This is a genomic window from Vibrio sp. 99-8-1 (assembly GCF_013114595.1).
GTDB lineage: Bacteria > Pseudomonadota > Gammaproteobacteria > Enterobacterales > Vibrionaceae > Vibrio.
Map to the genome: position 1 here is coordinate 21,340 of NZ_VTXE01000038.1, position 25,027 is coordinate 46,366.

23 protein-coding genes, 1 tRNA gene and 1 pseudogene are annotated in these 25,027 nt (G+C 42.3%); 19 read left to right on the plus strand and 6 right to left on the minus strand.

The genetic code is table 11. The features are described 5' to 3' along the window. The first annotated feature begins 38 nt into the window (after window positions 1-38). The gene (gene gltX, locus F0227_RS18190; protein WP_171754670.1) at window positions 39-1,466 is read left to right on the plus strand and encodes a glutamate--tRNA ligase; all 1,428 of its coding nucleotides are present in this window, start codon (window positions 39-41) and stop codon (window positions 1,464-1,466) included. 74 nt (window positions 1,467-1,540) lie between these two features. Here gltX and F0227_RS18195 read toward each other — a convergent pair whose 3' ends face one another. Both F0227_RS18195 and F0227_RS18200 read right to left on the minus strand, forming a co-directional pair. After that, complete coding sequence (locus F0227_RS18195) at window positions 1,541-2,035, minus strand: Fe3+-citrate ABC transporter substrate-binding protein (RefSeq protein ID WP_171754671.1); 495 nt, start codon at window positions 2,033-2,035, stop codon at window positions 1,541-1,543. A 176-nt stretch (window positions 2,036-2,211) separates the two neighbouring features. Next, window positions 2,212-2,288, minus strand: a tRNA-Arg gene (locus F0227_RS18200). Window positions 2,289-2,516: 228 nt separating this feature from the next. Between F0227_RS18200 and F0227_RS18205 the strand changes: the two genes are divergently transcribed. Next, complete coding sequence (locus F0227_RS18205; RefSeq protein ID WP_171754672.1) at window positions 2,517-4,490, plus strand: methyl-accepting chemotaxis protein; 1,974 nt, start codon at window positions 2,517-2,519, stop codon at window positions 4,488-4,490. A gap of 158 nt (window positions 4,491-4,648) precedes the next feature. Here the strand turns inward: F0227_RS18205 and F0227_RS18210 are convergent, their stop codons facing one another. Further along, entirely contained in the window at window positions 4,649-5,785 is a 1,137-nt protein-coding gene (locus F0227_RS18210; protein ID WP_171754673.1) for a flagellar assembly protein FlgT, read from the minus strand. A gap of 182 nt (window positions 5,786-5,967) precedes the next feature. On the opposite strand from F0227_RS18210, the gene F0227_RS18215 reads away from it, so the two are divergent. Both F0227_RS18215 and F0227_RS18220 read left to right on the plus strand, forming a co-directional pair. Beyond that, window positions 5,968-6,603, plus strand: coding sequence for a FlgO family outer membrane protein (locus F0227_RS18215; RefSeq protein WP_171754674.1), 636 nt, complete (start codon window positions 5,968-5,970; stop codon window positions 6,601-6,603). Window positions 6,604-6,611: 8 nt separating this feature from the next. Continuing rightward, the gene (locus F0227_RS18220; RefSeq protein ID WP_171754675.1) at window positions 6,612-7,043 is read left to right on the plus strand and encodes an LPP20 family lipoprotein; all 432 of its coding nucleotides are present in this window, start codon (window positions 6,612-6,614) and stop codon (window positions 7,041-7,043) included. Between the two features lie 70 nt (window positions 7,044-7,113). Here the strand turns inward: F0227_RS18220 and flgN are convergent, their stop codons facing one another. The 3 genes from flgN to flgA form a co-directional block, all read right to left on the minus strand. After that, window positions 7,114-7,539, minus strand: a complete 426-nt coding sequence (flgN, locus tag F0227_RS18225; RefSeq protein WP_171754676.1) for a flagellar export chaperone FlgN — start codon at window positions 7,537-7,539, stop codon at window positions 7,114-7,116. 24 nt (window positions 7,540-7,563) lie between these two features. Continuing rightward, window positions 7,564-7,872 carry a flagellar biosynthesis anti-sigma factor FlgM gene (flgM, locus tag F0227_RS18230; RefSeq protein ID WP_171754677.1) on the minus strand — a complete coding sequence of 103 codons (309 nt, stop codon included), beginning with the start codon at window positions 7,870-7,872 and terminating at the stop codon, window positions 7,564-7,566. A gap of 109 nt (window positions 7,873-7,981) precedes the next feature. After that, complete coding sequence (gene flgA / locus F0227_RS18235) at window positions 7,982-8,701, minus strand: flagellar basal body P-ring formation chaperone FlgA (protein WP_171754678.1); 720 nt, start codon at window positions 8,699-8,701, stop codon at window positions 7,982-7,984. 104 nt (window positions 8,702-8,805) lie between these two features. On the opposite strand from flgA, the gene F0227_RS18240 reads away from it, so the two are divergent. From F0227_RS18240 to F0227_RS18310, 15 genes and pseudogenes are all read left to right on the plus strand, one after another. Beyond that, window positions 8,806-9,738 (plus strand): chemotaxis protein CheV, encoded by a 933-nt coding sequence (locus F0227_RS18240; RefSeq protein WP_171754679.1) that lies wholly within the window; start codon window positions 8,806-8,808, stop codon window positions 9,736-9,738. A gap of 12 nt (window positions 9,739-9,750) precedes the next feature. Next, window positions 9,751-10,578 (plus strand): protein-glutamate O-methyltransferase, encoded by an 828-nt coding sequence (locus F0227_RS18245; RefSeq protein ID WP_171754680.1) that lies wholly within the window; start codon window positions 9,751-9,753, stop codon window positions 10,576-10,578. A 408-nt stretch (window positions 10,579-10,986) separates the two neighbouring features. Then, window positions 10,987-11,382, plus strand: coding sequence for a flagellar basal body rod protein FlgB (flgB, locus tag F0227_RS18250; RefSeq protein ID WP_171754681.1), 396 nt, complete (start codon window positions 10,987-10,989; stop codon window positions 11,380-11,382). Between the two features lie 4 nt (window positions 11,383-11,386). After that, window positions 11,387-11,803, plus strand: coding sequence for a flagellar basal body rod protein FlgC (flgC, locus tag F0227_RS18255; RefSeq protein WP_171754682.1), 417 nt, complete (start codon window positions 11,387-11,389; stop codon window positions 11,801-11,803). Between the two features lie 18 nt (window positions 11,804-11,821). Continuing rightward, window positions 11,822-12,526, plus strand: coding sequence for a flagellar hook assembly protein FlgD (locus F0227_RS18260; protein ID WP_171754683.1), 705 nt, complete (start codon window positions 11,822-11,824; stop codon window positions 12,524-12,526). A 27-nt stretch (window positions 12,527-12,553) separates the two neighbouring features. Continuing rightward, a complete protein-coding gene (gene flgE / locus F0227_RS18265) occupies window positions 12,554-13,858 on the plus strand; it encodes a flagellar hook protein FlgE (RefSeq protein WP_171754684.1) in 1,305 nt (434 codons plus the stop codon). A gap of 205 nt (window positions 13,859-14,063) precedes the next feature. Beyond that, complete coding sequence (locus F0227_RS18270) at window positions 14,064-14,813, plus strand: flagellar basal body rod protein FlgF (protein ID WP_171754685.1); 750 nt, start codon at window positions 14,064-14,066, stop codon at window positions 14,811-14,813. A gap of 22 nt (window positions 14,814-14,835) precedes the next feature. Beyond that, window positions 14,836-15,624 (plus strand): flagellar basal-body rod protein FlgG, encoded by a 789-nt coding sequence (flgG, locus tag F0227_RS18275; RefSeq protein WP_171754686.1) that lies wholly within the window; start codon window positions 14,836-14,838, stop codon window positions 15,622-15,624. An 18-nt stretch (window positions 15,625-15,642) separates the two neighbouring features. Beyond that, a complete protein-coding gene (gene flgH / locus F0227_RS18280; protein ID WP_171754687.1) occupies window positions 15,643-16,419 on the plus strand; it encodes a flagellar basal body L-ring protein FlgH in 777 nt (258 codons plus the stop codon). 46 nt (window positions 16,420-16,465) lie between these two features. Further along, complete coding sequence (locus F0227_RS18285) at window positions 16,466-17,557, plus strand: flagellar basal body P-ring protein FlgI (protein ID WP_171754688.1); 1,092 nt, start codon at window positions 16,466-16,468, stop codon at window positions 17,555-17,557. A 10-nt stretch (window positions 17,558-17,567) separates the two neighbouring features. Continuing rightward, on the plus strand, window positions 17,568-18,497 hold the full coding sequence (gene flgJ, locus F0227_RS18290) for a flagellar assembly peptidoglycan hydrolase FlgJ (RefSeq protein WP_171754689.1): 930 nt from the start codon (window positions 17,568-17,570) through the stop codon (window positions 18,495-18,497). A 277-nt stretch (window positions 18,498-18,774) separates the two neighbouring features. Further along, window positions 18,775-20,649, plus strand: a complete 1,875-nt coding sequence (gene flgK, locus F0227_RS18295) for a flagellar hook-associated protein FlgK (protein WP_171754690.1) — start codon at window positions 18,775-18,777, stop codon at window positions 20,647-20,649. 10 nt (window positions 20,650-20,659) lie between these two features. Continuing rightward, on the plus strand, window positions 20,660-21,853 hold the full coding sequence (gene flgL / locus F0227_RS18300; RefSeq protein WP_171754691.1) for a flagellar hook-associated protein FlgL: 1,194 nt from the start codon (window positions 20,660-20,662) through the stop codon (window positions 21,851-21,853). Window positions 21,854-22,224: 371 nt separating this feature from the next. Then, complete coding sequence (locus F0227_RS18305) at window positions 22,225-23,379, plus strand: flagellin (protein WP_171754692.1); 1,155 nt, start codon at window positions 22,225-22,227, stop codon at window positions 23,377-23,379. Between the two features lie 742 nt (window positions 23,380-24,121). Further along, window positions 24,122-25,027 (plus strand): annotated as a pseudogene (locus tag F0227_RS18310) (flagellin); the annotation flags it as partial.

Genomic DNA, 25,027 nt, shown 5'->3' on the forward strand with positions numbered 1-25,027 from the left:
CAGCAAACGGCTGCATTTTATAACCCTAAGGTAATTACATGACGGTAAAAACTCGTTTTGCCCCAAGCCCAACAGGCTATCTTCACGTCGGTGGTGCTCGTACTGCTCTTTATTCATGGCTTTATGCAAAAAATCAAGGCGGTGAATTTGTTCTACGTATTGAAGATACTGACCTTGAACGTAATTCCCAACAAGCCGTTGATGCAATTTTAGAAGGTATGCAGTGGATGGGACTAGAGTGGGACGAAGGGCCGTTCTACCAGTCAAAACGTTTTGATCGTTATAACGAAATGGTCGACAAGCTGCTAGCGGATGATAAAGCATATAAGTGCTATGCACCTAAAGAGCTGCTAGATGAGATTCGTGAAGAGCAAGAAGCCAATAAAGAGATGCCTCGTTATGATGCGAGTCATGCAAAGATTATTGCTGCTAACGCTAATGCTAAAGAGGGGGATCCTTGTGTTATTCGTTTCCGTAACCCTAAAGAAGGCAGCGTCGTATTTGATGATCAAATTCGTGGTCGTATCGAAATTGCAAATGACCAACTTGATGACTTAATTATTCGTCGTACTGATGGCGCACCAACATACAACTTTGTGGTAGTGGTTGATGATTGGGATATGGGTATTACTCATGTTGTTCGTGGTGAAGATCATATCAACAATACCCCTCGCCAAATTAATATCTATCAAGCACTAGGAGCTCCAGTACCAACATTTGCTCACTGTGCAATGATATTGGGTGATGATGGCGCTAAATTGTCTAAACGTCATGGTGCGGTATCGGTTATGCAGTATCGAGATGAAGGCTACTTACCAAATGCGCTAAATAACTACTTGGTACGTTTAGGCTGGTCTCATGGCGATCAAGAAATCTTTTCACAGCAAGAGATGATTGAACTATTTAGTTTGGGCGCTATTAGTAAGTCGGCGTCGGCATTTAATACTGATAAGCTTTTATGGTTGAACAACCATTATATTAAGACATCAGAGCCAAGCTACGTTGCGACTCATCTTCAGTGGCATCTTGATCAGCAAGAGATAAATATTGAGAATGGACCAGAAATTACAGATGTTATCCAACTGGTTGGTGAGCGCTGTAATACCTTGGTTGAGTTGGCTCAACAGTCAGGTTATTTCTACAATGACTTTAGTGAGTTCGACCAAGCGGCAGCGAAAAAGCATTTACGTGGCGTTGCAAAAGAGCCGTTGATGCTGGCGTTAAGCAAGGTTGAAGCGATCAGTGATTGGAGCACAGAGAATTTGCACAATATGATTGCTCAAGTTTGTGAAGAGCTTGAAATCGGTATGGGTAAAATCGGAATGCCGCTTCGTGTTGCGGTGACTGGTGGTGGACAATCTCCATCGGTTGATGCGGTTATGCAGTTGATCGGTAAAGAGCGTGTTATTAGCCGTATTCAAATGGCGTTAGAGTATATTGCTAAACGTGAGGCGAATGCTCAGTAATAAAAAGTACTGATGATTTAAAGTGAATCGGTCTGTTTGAAAGCAGACCGATTTTTTTGTGCCATTATCTTTGATTACTTTAAATCAATACTGTTTAAGCGTCCCATAAACATCAATATATCGATAACATCTTTATGCGCTTCGAGAAGTGCTCGTTTCGCGATGGAGTAAGCAGCCAGTTTTCCATGTTTATCAATAGAGCAAACTTTGCTGCGATACTTAAACTCACCATTTCCTAAATACTCCCGCCATTTGGCAATATAATAGCCTTCACTTGTTGCGGGATTTCTAGACTTATAAACTATTTTAGGCTCTAAATCATGGGGCAGTCGGGTCATCAGAAAAGGGTCTTTTAGAAGTCGGTTCCAATGTTTTCCCCACATCTCTTTGCCCAGATCGTTTCTCTGTTCGATGGCTTTCTTTAGCGCTTTCTCTTCACCCAAGCGAATAAACCCCACCGAGCGGTGCAGTATCTTATCTTCTGGGGTATGAATATGGATCTTATATGCAGTTTTACCTTTGGAGATAAACCGATGACCCGTATTTGTCGTTAGGTTGCTTTTACTCATTACTCAGCTATCTAAATGACATATTTATTAATATAAAGAGTAAGCCATTCTGAACTAAATTTGAAGCTGACAACGAAAAATTATCAACAGAGCCTGTTTGAAGTAGAGGAAATAACCAATAGTAACAACGAGTAACGCTAAAGACAGTCAGTGAGATTGGTAAAAGAAAAGAAGAGTGGCGTCCCCTACAGGATTCGAACCTGTGACCTACTCCTTAGGAGGGAGTCGCGCTATCCAGCTGTGCCAAGGGGACGTAACTTGCTGGTGATTATATCGGGATTCGCTCTGAAATTTAACGATTTTTTCTGATTGAATAGAACAACTGATTGATTATCCGTCAATTTACATAGCTTTTGTTGAAAAGTGTTAACGAGAAAGCTGTAAAAAATAATATTTGTTACATTTCGCCCTGTTGATAACGTACACTTAACATATAATAACATGTGCCGATAAGTTTTAACTATTTTCTATAGGACTTCATATGCAGTTAAACGTCAGAATAAAATTGATGTTGGTTGTCTTGCCGATTCTAGCCACATTGTGCTACTTCGCCAGCATGCAAGTATATACCAATAGCCACGCTAAAACGTCAGCCAGTACCATATACTCCTTTGTAGAATTATCAGCATTTAATAGCCGTCTGGTTCATGAATTGCAGAAAGAGAGAGGAATGTCGGCAGGCTACCTTGGATCAAAAGGAAAGAGTTTCTCAAGCAAACTGCCATTGCAGCGTAAAGAGACAGACAAACGTTTAGCGGATCTTAAAAACTATCTTGAGCAACATAGCAGTGGTTTAAAAAGTTACGGTGAATTGTGGCAAGTGGTACAAGCTGCGAATACTATGATTAACCAGATTGAATCCATGCGAAGTGGTATTACCGCTTTAAATACGCCTATAGGTGAAGCATTAAAATACTATACGACCTTGAACGGTAAACTGCTTTCTATTCCCGGACTCGCCGTTTCTATATCTGAGGTAGCAGAAATCAGTCGTGCGCTGGCTGCCTATTATGAATTTCTCCAAGGTAAAGAGCGTGCAGGCATTGAAAGAGCGGTTCTAAGTAATTCATTTGGTCAGGGTAAGTTTGGCCCGGGCATGTTTCGCAAGTTTGTTACTTTAGTGAGTGAGCAAAACACTTATTTCTCTTCGTTTCTTATTTATGCGTCAGCAGAACAGGCTATCTCTTACAAAAAGACCTTGAGCAATGAAGCAGTGAAACAGGTTGAAAGTTATCGTAGTAAAGCGTTTGCGGATGACATGAATCAGAATGCTGAAGAGTGGTTTGCTCAATCAACTAAACGGATCAATTTACTTAAGCAGGAAGAAGAGATGTTGACGGAGGAGATACTATCGCTTTCTAGTGATACCGTTACCTCTAGTCAAAACAGTTTCTGGTTATATTTGATAGTTTCAAGTGTCATTCTTCTCAGTTCTTGTTATTTCAGTTTCATGTTATTGAGAAGCTTTACTCAGCAAATAAATGCGCTTAAAGAGACGATGAAAAAGGCTGCTGATAAAGACTTAGCAACACGTTGTAGTGCGGTTAGTCATGATGAGTTGGGCATGATAGCGAATAACTTAAATAGAATGTTAGATTCGATAACCGAAACCGTGCACATTATTGCCGATTCAAGTGAACAGTTGGCGACAGCCTCGGAGGAGTCGACGGTTACGGTGAAAGAAAACGCTAACCTGTTGAAGAAAGAGCAAGTTCAGGTGCTTAATGTTGTTGATTCGATGGAGCAGATGAGCACATCCATACGAGAAGTCGCCGCCAACATTAAATTGACCTCTGACGAGGCCAATTCTGCTAATGAACTTATCACTGAGAGTAGTAAGATTGTTGATGAATCTACTCAGTCTATTAATGATGTTTCGGTTCGAATAGATTCTGTCTCTGAAACCATTTCAGAGCTGCATGAAAGTAGCGGTAGTATCTCTAGCGTTGTAGATGTTATCCAAGGTATCGCGGAACAGACCAACTTGTTGGCGCTTAATGCGGCTATCGAAGCGGCAAGAGCAGGGGAGCAAGGGCGCGGTTTTGCCGTCGTGGCTGATGAAGTTAGATCGTTAGCTCAGCGCACACAGGAATCGACATTAGAGATCGAAGGTATGGTGAAAAAACTGCAACAGTACAGTGATAGTGCCTTTGAACAAGTTCAAGGCGCTAAGCAGTTAGCGACATCAAGTGTTGAAAAATCTGCCGATGTTAAGTCAACACTGGAAACGGTGGTTGAATCCATTGATCATATTCGCGAAATGGCGGTTCAAATTTCTACCGCGGCTGAAGAGCAAGTAGTTGTAAGTAGTGAAATCTCGGTTAGTGCTCAGGATATTAGTAATAGCGTGCAAGTAACGGCGGAGAGTGGTGAACAGATTGCACTAGCAGCTCAAGAACAGACGGGCTTAGCTGATAAACTGCAAGATCTAGCAGGGAAATTTAAACTTGCTTAAATTATCCTCGGAAGGGTTAGGTCAGTAATGGGTCACTTTGCATCGTGCTGTGGAAACTGACATATCCAGACTTGCAATAGCTTAAGTATTTAAAAGGTCTATCAACCGTTTGATTGATAGACCTTTTCTGTTCAGGAGCATTTATAGCTTACGGGAAGTTATTGGATCTCTTTGTGCATTACATCACCTAATTGAATGCTTTGAGCCAATTGCGGCTGGTCGATTACCAGTTCAGACTCTTGATCATAGGTTCTTGTGACCGTTAAGGTGATTTCACTTTGAGACACACGGTTTCTTGGAATACCTGCTTGGTCAATAAATGATCCTGTATGCCAAAGCTGTAGCTTATCACCCACTTCAACGCCATGAACTCTACCTGAGTCCATAGTGACGATATTGTCGCGAAGGGCAACGACTTGAGGAAGGGTAATTTTACATGACAGCTCAGCTTCTAAATCCAACATGATATTGCGGCTTACACGCAGCATCATTTGACCATATGTTGAGGCCCAAAAACGAGCGCTTCGTGTATCCACTTGGCTAGATTTAGGGAATGGCCACGTCGCTACTTCTCGATAAGATTTGTTGTACACCTCTTGGCCTGTTTTGCCATCATAAATCTGCATCTCTAAAGCAAACTGACGATTAATAGTGTCATCTTTAAGCAGGTTTTGCTTTACTGTTGCACTAAGGTCAGTAATTGCCCCTCCGATAATGTATTGAGCGTTTGTATCTTGTGCGATCATCTTAAGCACCGAAGGATTATCTTTATCGATCTCATAATCGGTTGTCCCCACAGAGACAAAGCTAACGGACTCTTGTTTTAGTCGTCTATTTACAATATGGCTAAAATCATCACCAATATTATATATCTGTCCCATGACGGCTTGTTGAGGAGAGGCTAAATCGATATTACCAACCAAAAATGTCTTTTTATATTGGTTAACATGGCAACCTGTTGCCGAAGGGTAAATATCCATCTGGACACGAAGCGTCATTTTTCCATCGTCCGCATTGGATTCTACTACTCGTATATAGCGAACTTCATGGTTAGTGAACTGATATTCACTGCTGCTCTCTTCAAGAAATGGTCGCAAAGCGCTTAGCGAGCCAATATCGGCTCCGGAAAACTTCATTCCTTGATAAAGTGCATCTTCTAGAGCATTGATCCTTGCCGTTTCCTTCGATGAGACATAGTCGGCCGTTCCGCTTGCTTCATACCATTCCGAATGAGCTAACGTGCTGAAAATGGTCGTAAATAATGCCATGCTTGCGCTGATTATCTGTTTTTTCATTTAATTTTCCCAATTGGGTATGGTTCTTGCTTGTAATCTTGGTAACTGATTTAGATGTCACTTTCTGATAATTGCTAAGTTAGAGAAAGCAAAGATTGTTCCATAACTGTTAAAGAGAGATAACTAAGTTATGAAATCAATTCTCTTGTATGTGGCATCAAGTATATCTGGAGATCAAGAAAATGAAAAAATGGTTTATTGTAGCAGTGACGATGCTGATAGCATCCTGCTCATATTCGCCCATTTATAACGGCAAGGAACCCTATTCCGGTAGTCGGTTTATGCTGATGGAAAATCCTCGTCATACAATGGATTACTTTGTAGAGAGTTTAACTGAAGATCTGGTTGAGACGAATACCAGTATTTCAGCAAGAACGCCGATAGCGGTAACCTCCTTTGTGGACTTACAGAATATGGATACCACGAGTTGGTTAGGTAATTCGGTATCTGAGGCATTTATTTTTCAACTGCAACAACGCGGTTTTAAAGTGGTTGATTTTAAAACCACTGGCTCTATTCGTGTGACACAACAAGGTGATTTCGCGTTAAGCAGAGACTGGCAAGATTTAGCTCAAGAGCAGCAGGTGACGTATGTCCTTACTGGCACAATGCTGAGACAAGAAGGCGGTGTAATCGTAAATGCCCGCGTGGTAGCGATGCGTAGCCGAGTTGTCGTGGCAACAGCACAAGGTTTCTTACCAGCCGACAGAATTGGGCGAGACTTGGATACGCTGAATACAATCCGTACAGAAGATGGTTTGATTATTCGTTCAGATCCAACTCGTAGTTCCAAGAATACTATTATTTTACGTCCGTAGGAGTGGCTATGAAAAAGTTACTAGTTATTGCTTTTATATTTGTTGCTGCGGGATGTCAGCCATTACAGAACATGGATTCCGCCAGCATATTGACGGCAGTGGGTTATGCCAGTGTCAGTGAACAAAAGGGCCGCACAGACGAAGAGAAACGCGTCAGAGCGATGCGAGCGTCGAAAATGGACGCTTATCGCGAACTTGCTGAGCAGATTTATGGTATGCGAGTCAGTGGACGGGCAAACTTACAAGATCAACGTCTAGGTGTAGAGACAACATCAGCATCAGTGGACGGTGTTATTCGAGGTGCGGAAGTTGTGAGAAGTTATCCTGTTGGTGATAGCTATGTGACTGAACTGGAACTGGATATCGATAAAATGAATCGATTACGAGATTACGGTGAAGTGCAGCAAGTACCATCAAAGAGACAACAGACACTATTCTAATCAGTTACATTCTCCAGATATAAAAAAACGGCAATGATTGCCGTTTTTTTATATGAATAATTTACCAATGCTATGCTTTTATATCAGTTCCCAAGGTGGATACCGTGCTGGTGCGTCCCCCGGAGGTATAAGTCATGCCTATTTTGCCGCGACTTTGTTGCATTAGATTACTTAGCTTGTTGTAGCTTAGTTGAGCTCTTTGCAGTGCTTCTCCGTTTACTTCATTGCTCTGTTTGCAATCATGAACAATAGAACGGATTTGGTTTACTTTATCTTTATAGCTGTCATCTTCCGTGATCAACGCAACATCATCATGGCTAGCAATACGCTGATCGGTCTGCTGAAGCTGAGAAATGAGAACCAGTTTCTCTTTAGCTAATGTCTCTATATCATTAGAAACACGCGAGGTAATAGCCACTTTCTCACTTTCAAGTAAAGAGGAAAGTGCTTGAGCGTTCTGCAATTGGTAGTCGAGTAAATCAGCCAGTTTTGCCATGGTAACGTTATACTGTAGAGCTGATTACAGCCCACCTAACTCTTTTTCAAACTTCATCATATTATCTGCCAGCTTGTCCGGATCAACTTGGTAAGAACCATTAGCAATGGCCTCTTTAATCGCTGCGACTTTTGCACTGTCAAAACTAGGCTGTGCGGCCATATTCTGCTGAAGCTTACCCATAGCTTTACCTTGCTGGCTTAGTGACACTGAATCTGAATTACTTTTAGATTCAGCTACAGAACCTGAGCGCGACGCTCCGGATTCTGGACGAGACGGACTACGACTGGTGTTCATAGTTTGTCCGGTGCGAATATTGTCAATGCCTGCCATATAAAAAGCCTTTTCGCTTAAATGTGTGAATTCTGTATACAGAGTATCGACCAAAATTGCCTAAGCTTTAGACTTTTTTATCGATATATCTAGTTTGCGGGAAAAAAAATCAAAAATATACTGTAATTTCAGCTATTCCCGTCACAACTCCCTCTATTATACGTTTAGATTTGTCATTTTTCACTCGGATTTGTTCACCAGTTGAACCATCACTGAGTGCCGTTCCTTTGGTTGTAATGATCATTTCGCCTTTCACGGCTTTAATGATGACCTTTTCGTTGCGGCATACTACACAAATATCATTGCGCTCGAGTACTTCTCCTTGGCGAATATTTTTCTTTAGCTTTGCACCTATCGCTTGTTGTATATCAGTAAACCCTTGTCTACGATAGGCATTTAATTCTATCATTGTTAGAGATAAGTCAGATGAAGAGATAAGTTCGCCTCTTGCAAGGGAGCGATTGGCAGTAACTAAAGGCAATGATAACGACGTTTTTACTGGTACATAAACTCGCCAACCTCCATTTTTGCACTCTACAAGTACGGTAATCCGGCTAGTTGTGCTACTTTTTGTTGATGAGGATGCAGCTAAAGGTTGATCACAATCTGATGCTTTAATACGAGAATCGAGCTTTGCAGCGCGTACTACCAATTCACCATTTTCAGGAACGTCTATAATGCTATTAGCATGATGTTCAGCCGCGGCTTGAATGGCTAAAATTTGTTCAGGTGTTGCAGCAAAACACGATAAACTAAAGAAAAATGCGAAAAAGCCGATAGATTTATCAAGAAATTTGTATAAAGCTTTACACTTAGAGATAGAATACATTATGGATACACCTAACTGTACGAGGGCTAATTTGTGTGCTTTCTTTATAGTAGCGTATACAGTTTAACATTTTTTAATCAGAAGTTTGAGATGGAGTTGAGTTTATGACCGGTATCATGGATTCTGTGAATCAACGAACGCAGTTAGTAGGTCAGAATAGACTAGAACTGTTGATGTTTCGTTTAATGGGACGTCAGCGTTACGGAATTAACGTATTTAAAGTAAAAGAAGTACTTCAGTGCCCTAAGTTAACATCTATGCCCAATCTCAACCCTAATGTTATTGGGGTGGCTCATATTCGAGGGCATACCATATCGGTTATTGATTTAAGTTTAGCGATTGGTGGACGACCAACTCAAGACCCACATGACTGTTTCGTTATCATTTCTGAGTTTAACCGTACGGTACAAGGGTTTTTAGTTACTTCGGTAGAGCGCATCATCAATATGCATTGGGAAGCCATTCTTCCGCCACCGGAAGGTGCAGGAAAGGGCAACTACCTAACTGCCGTAACAAATATTGATAACGAGCTGGTAGAGATCATTGATGTTGAGAAAATCTTAGCGGAAATCTCGCCGGTTGAAGAAGCGATGGATGCCAACTTAGCAGAAGAGATTGCACAAGTAGAAAAAGAAGCGGATAAAGAGATTGTGCGTCGTATTCTTATTGCAGATGACTCAACTGTGGCAAGAAAACAGGTTCAGCGCGCAGTAGAATCCATCGGTTTTGAAGCTATTTTGGTAAAAGACGGCAAAGAAGCCTATGATAAATTAATTGAAATGGCATCTGAAGGCAGTATCTACGAACAGATCTCTTTGGTTATCTCAGATATAGAGATGCCGGAAATGGATGGCTATACTTTAACGGCAGAGCTTCGCCGTCATCCAGAATTTAAAGATCTACATATTATTTTACATACGTCTTTAAGTGGTGTATTTAACCAAGCAATGGTTGAGCGTGTAGGTGCTAATGAATTTATTGCCAAGTTTAATCCTGATGAGTTAGGCGCAGCGGTAAAAGCAGCAGTCAGCAAATAAAAAGAGAAGTAAATGACAGCAATTTCGATAAGCGATCAAGAATACCGAGACTTTAGCCGGTTTTTGGAATCACAATGTGGCATCGTCTTGGGTGATAGCAAGCAGTATTTGGTGCGCAGTAGATTAAGTCCGCTTGTAACCAAGTTTAACCTTGCATCCTTGTCTGATTTACTCCGTAATGTTGTAACTGGTCGTAATCGTGAACTAAGAATTGCCGCGGTTGATGCGATGACCACCAATGAAACATTATGGTTTAGGGATAGTTACCCATTTAGCGTTTTGTCCGATAAGTTGCTACCTGAAGTCGCTGAGAAAAAGCGACCAATTAAGATCTGGTCTGCGGCAAGTTCTTCGGGACAAGAACCATACTCAATGGCGATGACGGTCCTTGAGACGCAATCAAAACGACCTGGTATGTTGCCAAGTGTTTCGATTACGGCAACGGATATCTCAGCAAGTATGCTGGATATGTGCCGTGCCGGAGTTTATGACAACCTAGCATTGGGCAGAGGTTTATCGCCAGAGAGGCGACGGACTTTTTTTGAAGACGCTGATGATGGTCGCATGAAGATTAAAGATAACGTGAAACGTTTGGTTAATTTTAGACCTCAGAACTTGATGGAAAGTTATGCTCTGCTTGGTAAGTTCGATATTGTTTTTTGTCGTAATGTGCTGATCTACTTTTCACCGGACATGAAATCGCAAGTGCTTAACTCTATTGCTAACTCACTAAATCCCGGTGGCTATTTGTTATTGGGTGCATCGGAGTCATTGACAGGATTAACGGATCGATTTGATATGGTACGTTGTAATCCAGGTATTATTTATAAACTTAAATAATGGCTTAGTTGGACTTTGGGCTTAATAGGTCTTAATCATATATTAAACGGCTCCTTTATTGTAATGGGGCCGTTTTTCTTTTCTTGTTATTTCTCACTATACTAATCTTGAAACGGAATGCCATTCCTTCAATTATCTTTCTTGAACTGAAGTTGTTGATGTTGCTCTGAATCCTGCATCTTGAGGTCACTTGAGTATATAACTCGCTGTAATCCCTTTTTATCACTATTCTTACTGTGACATTTTAAATTAATTGGCTCTTGGCCCGATTTGTGCAATCTCAATGAGTCATTGTGAAAACGAACGATAATTGAATCGAAATAGCATAAAAAAGCAATTTTAAAACTTTTGGCATGAAGATTGCTTTTATTTACTTAGTAAGTCATTTTTTGATGGTAGAGGCATAATATGGCCATTTCTTTTAACAACGCTTTAGGTATACATCAACACTCAGTTGGTGTGCGTGAACGCAATGCAGAGGTTATCTCTACTAACATTGCGCAAGCGAATACACCTGGGTTTAAGTCAAAAGGTATGGACTTCCAAAGAGCGCTAGCGACGGCAACGTCAGAGGCAAACTTTGGTCTAAGCCGAACAAATGAACGGCATATTGCTGCCACTACCAATGTGACTGGGGATGTTAAGTATCGCATGCCAACTCAGCCTGATACGGGTGATGGCAACACCGTTGACCTTGATTTGGAGCGTAATTTATTTATGCAAAACCAAATTAGGCATCAAGCATCACTCGACTTCTTAGGAAGTAAATTCAAAAACTTAAGCAAGGCAATTAGAGGGGAGTAATTAGATGAGTTTATTTAATGTGTTTAATGTGACAGGTTCTGCCATGAGTGCTGAGTCTGTTCGTTTAAATACCACCTCAAGTAACCTTGCTAATGCGGACAGTGTTAGTGGTTCTGCGAAAGAAACCTATAAAGCACGACATGCAGTTTTTGGCGCTGAGCTAAGTAAGGCTCGTTATAATCGAGACGATAACGTACCAGTAAAAGTATTAGGTATTGTTGAGAGTGATAAGCCGTTGCAAGCTGAATACAATCCAGACCACCCACTCGCTAACGATGATGGTTTTATTTATAAGCCCAATGTCAATGTGATGGAAGAAATGGCGAACATGATATCGGCCTCTCGTTCATATCAAACGAATGTTCAAGTTGCCGATGCTAGTAAACAAATGCTGCTGCGTACGCTGCAGATGGGTCAATAGGGATAAGGAGATAACGTAATGGCAGTCAACAATGTTGGTCAGAACGGTTTGTCCTACCTTGACCAGCTTAAAAGTCTTCAGGAGCAGAATAAGCCTGCTGAGACAACAGGTAAGCAAGAACTCAAACAAGAGGACTTCTTATCATTGCTCACCAAGCAACTTGCTCAACAAGACCCTTTTAAGCCGGTTGGTAATGACCAGATGATTGCGCAAATGGCTTCATTTGCGACCGTTGATGGTATCACTGAGATGAATGGACAGTTTGAAAGCTTAAACTCATCTATGACCTCTAATCAGGCTTTACAAGCGTCGTCTCTTGTTGGTCGTGATGTATTGGTTCCTGGTGCTGCGGGCATTAAGCCTGAGAATGCGGGAATGGCGGCTATGGTTAAGTTGCCTCAATCGGTAGATAACTTATTCGTCCGTGTTGAAAACGAGTTAGGGCAATTAGTAAGAACACTTGATGTTGGTGCTAAGTCCGCTGGTGACAACAAGGTTGAATGGGATGGTAAAGATGAAAACGGTAATCCATTGCCTGCTGGCAAGTACAATGTAAAAGCTGCAGGTCTGTTGGATGGACAAAGCACAGAGTTTGAAGTTTCGACTTACGCTAATGTGAATAGTGTCCTTCTTGGCAAAGGTGATGGTAACGTACTGCTCAATCTGGCTGGATTTAATTCGCCAGTTCGACTTGCTGAAGTACTAGAAGTTGGCAAAGCGTAATACGCTGGCTAGATAGGAGAATTTAAAATGTCATATGTAGCTTTAAGCGGTTTATCCGCTGCTCAGTTAGATTTAAACACAACCAGTAATAATATTGCCAATGCAAATACGTACGGATTTAAAGAGTCTCGTGCTGAATTTGGTGATGTGTATTCTAGTTCACTATTTACTAACGCAAAAACAACCCCAGGTGGTGGTGTTCAGCCAAACAAAGTGGCTCAACAATTCCATGAAGGGTCGAGCATATACACAAATAACCCGATGGACTTACGTATCGGTGGTACGGGCTTCTTTGCTGTATCTAAAGACCGTATGACGCCGTCTCAGAATGAGCTAACGCGGAATGGTGCATTTCACTTAAACAAAGATAACTATATGGTGACCTCTAACGATGAGTTCCTATTAGGTTATCAGGTGAACCCAGATACCGGTGATGTCCTCTCTTATGAGCCGTCTCCCCTAAATGTTCCTGCCGAGTTTGGTAAACCTAAACAGACAGCCAATGTAGAAGTGGGTGTGAACGTGCCGGCAAATGGTGATTTAAAAGACCCCGCTCTTTTTGATTTTACCGATGACGAAACGTTTAACCGCTCAACTTCGTCTACCATTTATGACTCAATGGGTCAGTCATATAAAATGACAACCTATTATCTAAAAGATATGACTCAGCCAAATACATGGCAAACTTACTATACAGTGAGTGATGAAGCGGGTGAGAAACCGCTCAACATTACTGGTGGTGATGCTACTAATGCGACGGGTCATATTGGTCATACAATGAAGTTCAACAGTGACGGAACCTTAGCCAGCTTGAACAACGGTCAGCCGATTGTGACTGAACAGCTTGGTGCTGGTGCCAACCCTATTGACTTAAATGGCGCGGATCCCACTCAAGTTATTAGCGTTAAGTTAGATGGTGCAACTCAGTTTGCTGCACCGTTTGAACTAACCAAATTTGATGAAGATGGCGCAACAACCGGCTTTTTGACCAAAATAGATTTCGATGAAAATGGTAGCATCCTTGGTACCTATTCAAATGGTGAAAATGTCACGTTAGGTCGTGTAGGTTTGGTTCGTGTTGCCAATGAGCAAGGTTTGGATAAGAAAGGTGGCACCCAATGGGATTCAACTCAGTTCTCAGGAGATAAAATCTGGGGTGAGTCAAATAAAGGCTCTTTTGGTACCATTAATAATGGTACGTTGGAACAGTCAAACATTGATATGACCCAAGAGTTGGTTGACCTCATTTCTGCTCAACGTAACTTCCAAGCGAACTCACGTTCACTTGAAGTACATAACCAAAATGCTCAAACCATTTTGCAAATTCGTTAATACAATCATCTGAATAGTTAAGCCACAATATTATTTGTGGCTTACTATTGTTGCCGCCCGATGCGGCAAAGCCGTAATCCATAACCTAGCGGCAATGCTTTCCTTTTTCTATATTCCCCCTCAAACCTTTGTTATAAAAGAACTTTAAAAGTTGGCATGTCTATTGCTTTATTAGCCTTAGATATAAGTACTTTGGAGTTTTACTATGGATCGCGCACTGTTCTTAGCCATGAGTGGCGCTAAGCAAAATATGCAAGAGATGCAATTAAGAGCCAATAACCTTGCTAACGTGAGCACTACAGGTTTTCGTGCCGATCTCGCTCAAGCTCGTTCTATGCAGGCTTATGGCGAAGGCTTGCCGTCTCGCGTATTCGCTATGACAGAACGTCCGGGGCATAGTTTTTCTCAAGGTAGTGTTGTCACCACAGGAAGAGACTTAGACATTACCGTCGAAGGTGATGGCTGGATCTCTGTGATGGATAAAGCGGGACAGGAAGGTTTAACGCGCAATGGTAACTTACACATTGACGAAACTGGCTTGCTTTCGAATGGTTCTGGTCACGTCGTGTTAGGTGAAACTGGCGCACCAATTACCTTACCCATCCCATTAGCAAAAGTAGAGATTGGCCGAGATGGCACAATTTCCGTATTGCCGCAAGGTGCGCCTGCAGAAGCGATGGAAGTGGTAGACAGAATTAAATTAACGCAGACCAATAACAGAGATTTATATAAAGATACTAATGGACTATTTCGCAGTAAGGATCCTAATGGTGTTTATACCGCGGATGCTAACGTGAAGATAATGACTGGCGCTATAGAAGGCAGCAACGTCAATGCCGTTGGTGAAATGACAAGTTTAATCGATTTACAGCGACAGTTTGAAATGCAAGTCAAACTGATGAGCAATGCAGAAGATATGGACAAAGCGTCCGATTCATTGCTGAGAATGAGCTAACAGTTTAACGAGGGTAGAAATTATGCATCCAGCATTATGGGTAAGTAAAACAGGGTTAGATGCTCAACAAACGAACATCGCTACCATTTCCAACAACCTAGCGAACGCCTCAACTGTAGGTTATAAAAAAAGCAGAGCTGTATTTGAAGATCTTTTCTATCAAAATATCAATCAGGCTGGTGGCCAGTCTTCGCAAAATACCGAGCTACCGAGTGGATTGATGTTAGGTGCGGGTTCAAAGGTTGTTGCAACACAAAAAATTCATACCAACGGTAATGCACAAACCACCTCTAATAGTATGGACATGATGATAGAGGGTGATGGCTTTTTCCAAATTTTGATGCCAGACGGCAATATTGGTTATAGCCGTAATGGTCAGTTCACTTTAAATGATGAAGGGGTGATTGTTACCTCTGGTTCTGGTTACGCGTTAGAGCCAGAAATTACCGTTCCTGAGGATGCGATTTCCGTTACCATCGGCACCGATGGTGAAGTCTCTGTCCGTTTAAGAGGTCAACAGGACAACCAAGTGCTGGGACAGATCACGACGGTAGATTTTGTTAACCCAGGTGGCTTAGAGCCCATTGGACAAAACTTGTACCTGCCAACAGGCGCAAGTGGTGAAGCTCAAGAAGGGACCCCCGGCTTGGAAGGGTTAGGTGCTATTCGTCAATCTATGCTTGAGAGCTCAAATGTTAATGTGACGGAAGAACTGGTTAATTTGATTGAAGCCCAGCGCGTGTATGAGATGAACTCCAAAGTCATCTCTGCGGTAGACAAAATGCAAAGCTTTGTTAACCAACAACTTTAATAAATAGAGTAAATTGATATGAAACGTTATCTAGCCTTACTGATTGTCGTCGCCATGTCAGGATGCTCGTTGTCTCCAGACGATACAGGAACCGATGTTGAGCAGAGTACGACTCTAGTGGATGCTGTTGAAGGTGACAAAGCGGATGAAGAGAGCTCCGGTATTATTGATACATTGCGCGGCAGAAATGATCCGCTGAAAGGTGACCCTGCATGGGCTCCAATCCAACCTAAGAATAAACCTCAGCACTACGCTGCGGCAACGGGTTCGCTATTTAATGATAGTTATGCAAGTAACCTTTACGATGACTCCAAGCCTCACGGTATTGGCGATATTGTGACGGTCATGATGGATGAACAGACAAAAGCGGCAAAAAGTGCCGATGCTGATCTATCCAAGTCGAATGATGCTTCAATGGACCCACTGGCCGTGGGTGGCAAGCCTTTGACCATCAATGATTATGATTTTTCCTATGCACTGAAAAATGACAATAAATTTAAAGGCAACAGCACGGCAAATCAGAGCAATAGCATCAGTGGTTCGATTACCGTGGAAGTTATTGACGTTTTAGCCAATGGTAATTTAGTCATTCGCGGTGAAAAATGGCTTACCCTTAACACTGGTGACGAATATATTCGCCTAAGTGGCACCATTCGCCCGGATGATATTAGTTATGAAAATACAATCGCTTCCACGCGAATTTCCAATGCTCGTATCCAATATTCAGGCACTGGAAACCAACAAGATATGCAAGAACCAGGATTCTTGGCACGATTCTTTAATGTCTCTTTGTGATAGATAATTAAATGTCGATGTTTTGACAATAGGTAAGGTTTTAGCAATGAAGAAATTGGTACTAACAATAGTCAGCCTGATGATGTTAACGACATCGGCTTATGCTGCGAGAATCAAAGACGTAGCGGAAGTTGCAGGCGTTCGTAGTAACCAGCTAATAGGTTATGGGTTAGTGACTGGTTTGCCGGGAACAGGGGAGTCGACCCCTTTTACCGATCAGAGCTTTAACGCCATGTTGCAAAATTTCGGAATTCAATTGCCTCCCGGCACCAAGCCAAAAACCAAAAACGTTGCCGCTGTTGTTGTGACGGCGGAGTTGCCTGCTTTTTCTAAGCAAGGACAACAAGTCGATGTGACCGTCTCCTCCATCGGTTCGGCGAAAAGTCTTCGCGGCGGTACGCTGGTGCAAACCTTCTTAAAAGGTCTTGATGGCGAAGTGTATGCTATCGCTCAAGGAAATTTAGTGGTGAGTGGCTTTAGTGCCACCGGTGCTGATGGTTCCAAAGTGGTGGGCAATAACCCAACGGTTGGACTTATCTCGAGTGGCGCAACTGTTGAACGTGAAATTCCAACGCCTTTTAGCCGTGGTGATTATATAACGTTCAATTTACTGGAGTCTGACTTTACGACAGCGCAAAGACTGGCGGATGCCGTTAATAAGTTTTTAGGGCCACAGATGGCGACAGCAGTGGACTCGACATCGGTGAAGATTCGAGCCCCTAGAGATGTCAGTCAGCGAGTGGCATTTATGTCAGCAATTGAGAATGTTGAGTTTAATCCAGCGGAAGGCTCTGCAAAGATCATTGTTAATTCTCGTACCGGTACCATCGTTGTTGGGCAACATGTGAAGCTAAAACCTGCCGCTGTCACTCACGGTGGTATGACCGTCGCAATCAAAGAAAACCTTCAGGTGAGTCAGCCTAATGCGCTTTCTGGAGGACAGACGGTGGTTGTACCCAATTCCACCATCGAAGTGAACGAAGAACAAGGAAAAATGTTCAAATTTGAACCCGGTTTAACTCTGGATGACCTTGTTCGAGCAGTCAATGAAGTTGGGGCTGCACCGTCTGATTTAATGGCTATTTTGCAAGCGCTAAAACAAGCGGGTGCAATTGAAGGCCAACTGATTATTATCTAAGGGTGATTTCATGATAAACGATGCAAATGATGTTGGCTTTATCCATGATATAGCGAGCTTAGATTCTTTAAGAAAAAATGCGGTAAATAGTGACAGCGGAGAACAGAAAGCCGCGCTACATGCCGCGGCAAAGCAGTTTGAAGCTATCTTTACCAACATGTTGTTTAAGTCAATGCGTGATGCTAACTCCGCATTTGAATCGGATATGTTGAAAAGCCAAAGTCAGGACTTTTATCGACAAATGATGGATGACCAGATGGCCAGTGAGATAAGCGCATCTGGTTCATTAGGTTTGGCGGATATGATTGTTGCTCAGTTGGGCGCTGGATTGCCGCAAGATGATGCGGAAGTGGTGATGCGTAATGCGGCACTGAATGCAACAGCAGATATGCCAGTGAACAATGTTCAAGCCAATCAAGCAGCAGAACAAGCGATTGAGCAAATGAAAGCCCCCTCTTCGGCAGCATCACAACCGTCTTCGTTTGAAACACCTCAACATTTTGTCAGCTCAATGACGCCTTATGCTGAACGTGCAGCGAAGGCGCTTGGTGTAGACCCATCGCTACTTATTGCTCAAGCCGCTCTTGAGACTGGCTGGGGGCAAAAAATGGTGAAGAACTCGCTAGGCAACAGTAATAACCTATTTAATATTAAGGCCGACCGCAGTTGGAAAGGCGATAAAGTCGCCACACAAACGTTAGAGTTTCATGACAACGTGCCGGTTAAAGAGAAAGCGGCTTTCCGTTCTTACAATAATTATGAAGAAAGTTTTGATGACTTTGTGCGCTTTTTAAACCAAAATCCACGATATGAGACGGCATTAAAACACAATGGTGATTCTGAATCGTTTATTCGTGGCATCCATAAAGCAGGATACGCGACGGATCCTAACTACGTTGATAAAGTGTTGAAAGTAAAACAGCGCATTGATCAAATGTAAGATGGAAAAGGGCGGTTGCCCTTTTTTATCATCATCTCCTTTTGTAGACTCACGTCGTGACTTATAGTCAACTAAATTATTGTTTTATTTCGATTTTTAGTGAATGCTTTTAGCTGCACAATTTTTGTGTCCAAGTTTTTTCATCGCAACAACTCTGCCTTTTTCTAACAATATTCCTTCTGTTTCCACTCAACCATTACAAAATGGCACATAAATTGCTATCTACTGTAAAGAGATAACGTATTTATCGTATTGAATTGGTTTTTTTGGGGGCTTTATGGCATCGGATTTGTTGAATGTTGGTACTCAGAGCGTATTAACCGCTCAGAGACAACTCAACACCACAGGTCATAATATATCGAATGTGAATACCGAAGGCTTTAGCCGTCAATCGGTTATTCAAGGCACCAATATGCCTAGGCAATATGGTGGTGAAACATACGGTATGGGCGTACATGTGGAAAATGTTCGCCGCTCATGGGATCAATTTGCCGTTAATGAGTTAAATGTCGCCACCACCAACAACGCTACTCGCAAAGATGACGAAGAGCATTTAGATATGCTGACTAATATGTTGTCATCTCTGGCGTCTAAAAAAATACCTGAAAACATTAATGAGTGGTTCAACTCAGTAAAAACGTTAGCAGACTCTCCTAACGACTTAGGAGCACGAAAAGTCGTCATGGAGAAAGCAGGGCTGATTAGCCAGAACCTGAATACCTTTTATGAAGTCGTACGCCAAGAGTCGTCAAACACCAATAAAAAATTGGATTTGGCGGTAGAGCGAGTGAATCAAATTGGTACTGAGATTCGCGATATCAACAAGTTGATGATGCGCACTCCAGGGCCGCACAACGACCTGATGGATACGTTTGAAAAACTGGTCAAAGAGCTATCGGAATATACTAAGGTAACGGTAACCACACGTTCCAATAATGAAGGGTATAACGTTCATATTGGTAGTGGACATACGTTGGTGTCCGGCACAGAGGCGAGTCGTCTTACTATGGTCAATGGTTCGCCAGATCCTAACCAACGTCGAATGGCACTTGTGGAAGGTAAAGGCGTTAAAGTCATTAAGAGTGAAGGTATTGATGGGCGCTTGGGCTCGCTGTTCAAGATGCGTGATGAGTTAATACCTTATGTTCAAGATGAACTAGGCCGCGTTGCAACATCGATATCCTATGGCGTGAATGAACTGCAGGCTCAAGGACTTGATTTACGAGGTAATGTGGGTGAGTTGTTGTTTACCGACGTGAATTCAGAGCGTGTGGCAAGAGATCGTGTATTGCAACAAATTGACTCTGAAGCTGATATGGCGGTTTATATCGATGACATCAGTAAGATTCAACATGGTGATTACCACCTTCGTTATGATGGTAGTGACTACACAATAATTAAACCAACGGGAGATGTGGTAAAAGCTGAACCACAAAACTCGGCTCTCTATATCGATGGTATGCGTATAGAGATCGGCAGTGCCCCCAAAGCGGGTGAAAGAATCATCGTTCGTCCGGTACGATTTGGTGCTGAACAGATTAAAGTGATGATGAATGATCCGGCAAAAATTGCCGCTCAAAGTTATCAAAGCTCGGCAACATTTGCTCAAGGCGAAGCCGATTTTCGCGTATTAACTGCCGGTGCATTAAAAGAATTTCAGGTTGTAGTCTCACCAAAAGGTGACCAATTTGCCGTTTTAGATATGAGCGGCAAAGTACTGCTTCAACCACAAAGCTATCCACCTTCTGGGCCAATTACCGTTCAAGGAACAACCTTTACTTTATCGGAAGGGGCTATTGCGAATGATAAATTTGCTGCCAACCTTACTGCATCTGAAGGGGATAACGGTAACTTGTTGAAAATGCAAGATTTACAGACGGCAAGAACCTTAGATGACAATAATTCTACCATTGTAGAGATCTACCATAACCTCAATACCAATGTTGGTTTAAAAATGTCCACCGCATCTAGGCTGGCTGAAGTAGCTCGCCTAGAAAACGAATCCGCTCTTAAGCGGGTGGCAGAAATATCAGGTGTAAACCTAGATGAAGAAGCCGCCAATATGATGAAGTTTCAGCAGTCATACATGGCGTCATCACGGATTATGCAAGCGGCAAATGACACTTTTGACACCATTTTGGCGTTAAGGTAGGAGGTGAGAAATGGTCGGTAGAATCACAAGTTTTCATAACTTCCAATCTGTACAGAATGACCTTCGCCGTCAAGAGAACAAGGTTTTCCATAATCAAGCACAACTTGCGTCAGGTAAGAAGTTACTCAACGCGAGTGATGATCCATTGGCCACTCACTATATACAAAGTATTGGTCAGCAGTCGGAGCAGCTTCGCCAATATATGGATGCCATTGTTTTGGTTCGCAATCGCTTAGAACACCATGAAGTACTGGTGGCAAATTCAGAAGATTATGCTGATAAAGCTAAGCGTACCGTTATGGAAATGATTAACGGCTCACACTCTCCTGAAGATCGAATGGCGAAAACCAGAGAGTTAAAAGAAATTTCAAATAACCTGCTGACATTAGCAAATAGTCAGGATGAATCTGGTAACTATATTTTTGCAGGAACGAAACCGAAGAATCAGCCGTTCTTTCGTGATAACGAAGGGAATGTTAGCTACGCCGGTGATGACTACCAGCGCAAAATGAAGATATCCAATCAGCTTGAAATGCCAACCAATGATCCTGGTAGCAAAATGTATATGCAGGTTGATAACCCATTTGGTGATTACCAACCAAGCTATCAATTGCAAACAGCATCGGAGCTATTGCTAGAGCGTGCGACGAATTTAGATTATGCCGATAATTCAAGTTACCGTATCACCTTCGTTGATATGGGGACTGGAAAATTTGGTTATCAACTGGAACAAGATGGCAGTGTTGTCCAAGCGGATGTATTTGACCCAGCTAAAGGCATTAAGTTTGAAGACCTTTCTATTCAGCTAAAAGGGCAGATAACCGCAGGGGACACTATTTCGTTAGAGCCTCGTAAAACCTTTAGCATATTTGAAAGCTTTAAAGATGCCATTGATCTGTCAGAAACGTCCGTTTCAGACTCTTCAGCGACGGCGGCTCTACACCGAATAACAAAAGAATTTGATGCTGCATTCGTTCATTTGGGCAAAGCCAGAACGGATGTTGGTGCTCGCATGAACACCTTAGATATTCAAAAAGATCTTCATTTGGACTTTAAGCTGACATTAGCAAAATCGCAAAGTGCATTTGAGGATTTAGACTACTCCCAAGCGGTGATTGATTTTAATGAGAACTCGATAGCATTAGAAGCGTCACAAAAAGCGTTTGGAAAAACAAAAGATCTCACTCTATTTAACTACATCTAATTTTGAAATGCCGTATGTGCAAATGCCGTACGAGCTAAATGAATGTGGATAAATTAAGTGGCAAAAGATAAAGCGGCAAAATATGTAACTCGAAAAGTTGCCGCCTTATTGACAAGTTAAACAAGAAAATAGGGGGCGCGATCGTTAGTTGTACCTTATAAGTGATTGTTTAAATTGAATTAATAAAAAATAAATTAGTAATGGAAAAAGTGGCACGCTACTTGAATGTATTAAATCATAATTGATGAATACGATTTGAGCTTAGCGTTAGCGCTAAGTTCAGCAAGTAACTATACGGTCAGTGCTTATCCAAATGAGACTTAAGCTGACCGCTTCGCAAACTACTTGCGAACTCAACAGGAGAGCAAAATATGGCTGTTACAGTAAGTACTAACGTCGCGGCAATGACGTCTCAGCGTTATTTGAATAAAGCGACGGATAATCTAAATACATCGATGGAACGCTTGTCATCAGGGCACAAAATTAATAGTGCAAAAGATGATGCTGCGGGCCTACAAATATCCAACCGTCTAAATGCTCAATCACGAGGCTTAGACGTGGCAATGCGTAATGCTAATGATGGCATCTCAATCGCTCAAACGGCGGAAGGTGCTATGAATGAGTCGACTGCGATTCTGCAACGTATGCGTGACTTGTCACTGCAATCAGCGAATGGTTCAAACTCCTTCTCTGAACGTGAAGCATTGAACGAAGAAGTGAGCGCACTGCAAGATGAGTTAAACCGTATTGCAGAAACCACATCGTTTGGTGGCCGTCGACTTCTAAATGGTTCATTTGGTGAAGCAGCCTTCCAGATTGGTTCTAACTCCGGTGAAGCGATGATTATGGGGCTAACCAGCATCCGAGCCGACGATTACCGCATGGGTGGAGAGACATTCTTCGCAGAATTACCAGAAGGTAAGGTTATCGGTAAAGATTGGGTTGTTCCAGCAGACAAAATGGATCTGAAATTTGTGTTTGCAGCTGACGGCGAAAATGAAGAAACCGTTATCGATATTCAAGCCAAAGCGGGCGACGATATTGAAGAACTTGCCACCTATATTAATGGTCAGAACGATAAAGTGACGGCATCAGTAGGTGAAAACGGTAACCTTCAACTGTTTGTTGCTGAACCTGATGTTGCAGGTGGCCTAGAAATTTCTGGTTCACTGGCGAGTGAAGTGGGCATCGCGGGTGCTGAAGCGATAAATACAACTGCGCAAGATGTTGATGTTACCACGGTGAAAGGGTCTCAAAATGCGGTAGGTGTTTTGGATGCCGCGCTTAAATATGTTGATAGCCAGCGAGCAGATCTTGGTGCGAAACAGAACCGTTTAAGTCACAGCATCAATAACTTGGCTAATATCCAAGAAAACGTTGAAGCATCGAAGAGTCGTATTAAAGACACTGACTTTGCTAAAGAAACAACAGAATTAACTAAAAACCAAATTTTGCAACAGGCAGGTACTTCCATACTTGCTCAAGCAAAACAATTGCCAAACTCTGCAATGTCGTTACTTCAGTAACAGCATCGTTGAACCTCAGATTACTCGTCGTTGATAGGCACAGACGTGGGTCTTTCAGTAGTAACTTGAGGTTGGCAATGGCACTTTAAATAATAAAACCTGATGCTCTCTCACTCTCATTGCTGAAGGTTGGAAGGTTTAAAGTGCAGCGCTAAGCCAGTTATGTGTCATTTCTCTCGATCTCCACATAGGCAGCTGGCTTGCGAACGGCCCCGGTTCTCTCAAAGGATAGGGGCTTTTTCCTTTTCTAAACCCAGATAAACTTCCTTAAATACTTTGTTATTCCATCGTATCTTCCCAACTGCCAAGTATCTGTTTTGCGACTCAGCTTAAGCGATGCTTACGGATCAGCAGCCTTTTTCTGTGCGGATAATCTTGCTAAGGGATGGCATTACTTCAGGTAACTTTGTTTCACTGAATAGATAGATAGCGTTCTGAACTCTGTACTCAGAAATGACGGGGTAATAACGACTATTTACACCTTTAACACGGCCAAAAATTTAAGTTAACCGCCTATATCGACCAACTCTCAGCATACTTTAGCGCTAATTGTCTTAAAAAAAACGGTTTTAAGCACTTGATCACATTGAACTGTTTTTTAGCAAAAAAAGTTAAAAAAAAGGGAATTATTTCTAAAGGATTTATTCGCCACGCCGTTAATGAAAGTAACTTTGAGAGAACTACTTGGTTTTCCGAGACGTCGGAAACCGTTACAACCGGAAAATCAATTGGAGAAATCACCATGGCAGTTAATGTAAATACAAACGTAGCGGCAATGACAGCACAACGTCATTTGAATAACGCAGCAAACGACCTTAATGGGTCAATGGAACCTACAATCATCAAATGGCTCTAACTCATCAGAAGAGCGTGTGGCGATTCAAGAAGAGATTGGTGCACTGAACGATGAGTTAAACCGTATCGCTGAAACCACGTCTTTTGGTGGTAACAAGCTACTTAACGGTACTCACGGTACTAAATCGTTCCAAATCGGTGCGGATAACGGTGAAGCCGTAATGCTTGAGCTAAAAGACATGCGTTCAGACAACCGTCTAATGGGTGGCTCAACGTATCAAGCAACGGGCGAAATTGATAAGAACTGGGAAGTATCGAAAGATGCACAGCTAACAATTGGTGTTACTGACCAGTTTGGTGCGGCTCGCGAAATCACTATCGATGCGAAAGAAGGTGACGATATTGAAGAGCTAGCAACTTACATCAATGGTCAACAAGACCTAGTCAGTGCGTCAGTAGATGAAAGCGGCAACCTTCAAGTATTCGCAGGTAACAACTCAGTTGAAGGTAATGTGACCTTTGGTGGAAGCCTAGCGGGTGAGCTTGGAATGAGTGGCCCAACATCAGTATCAGTAGACACCATTGATGTTCGTAGCGTAGGTGGAGCACAAGAAGCAGTAGCGATTGTCGATGCAGCGATGAAGTATGTGGATAGTCACCGTGCAGAGCTAGGTGCATTCCAGAACCGCTTTGATAGTGCAATCAACAACTTAGATAACATCAACGAAAATGTGAATGCGTCTAAGAGCCGAATCAAAGATACTGACTTTGCGAAAGAAACAACGTCTATGACTAAGTCACAAATTTTGCAACAAGCATCTACTTCTGTACTTGCTCAAGCAAAACAAGCACC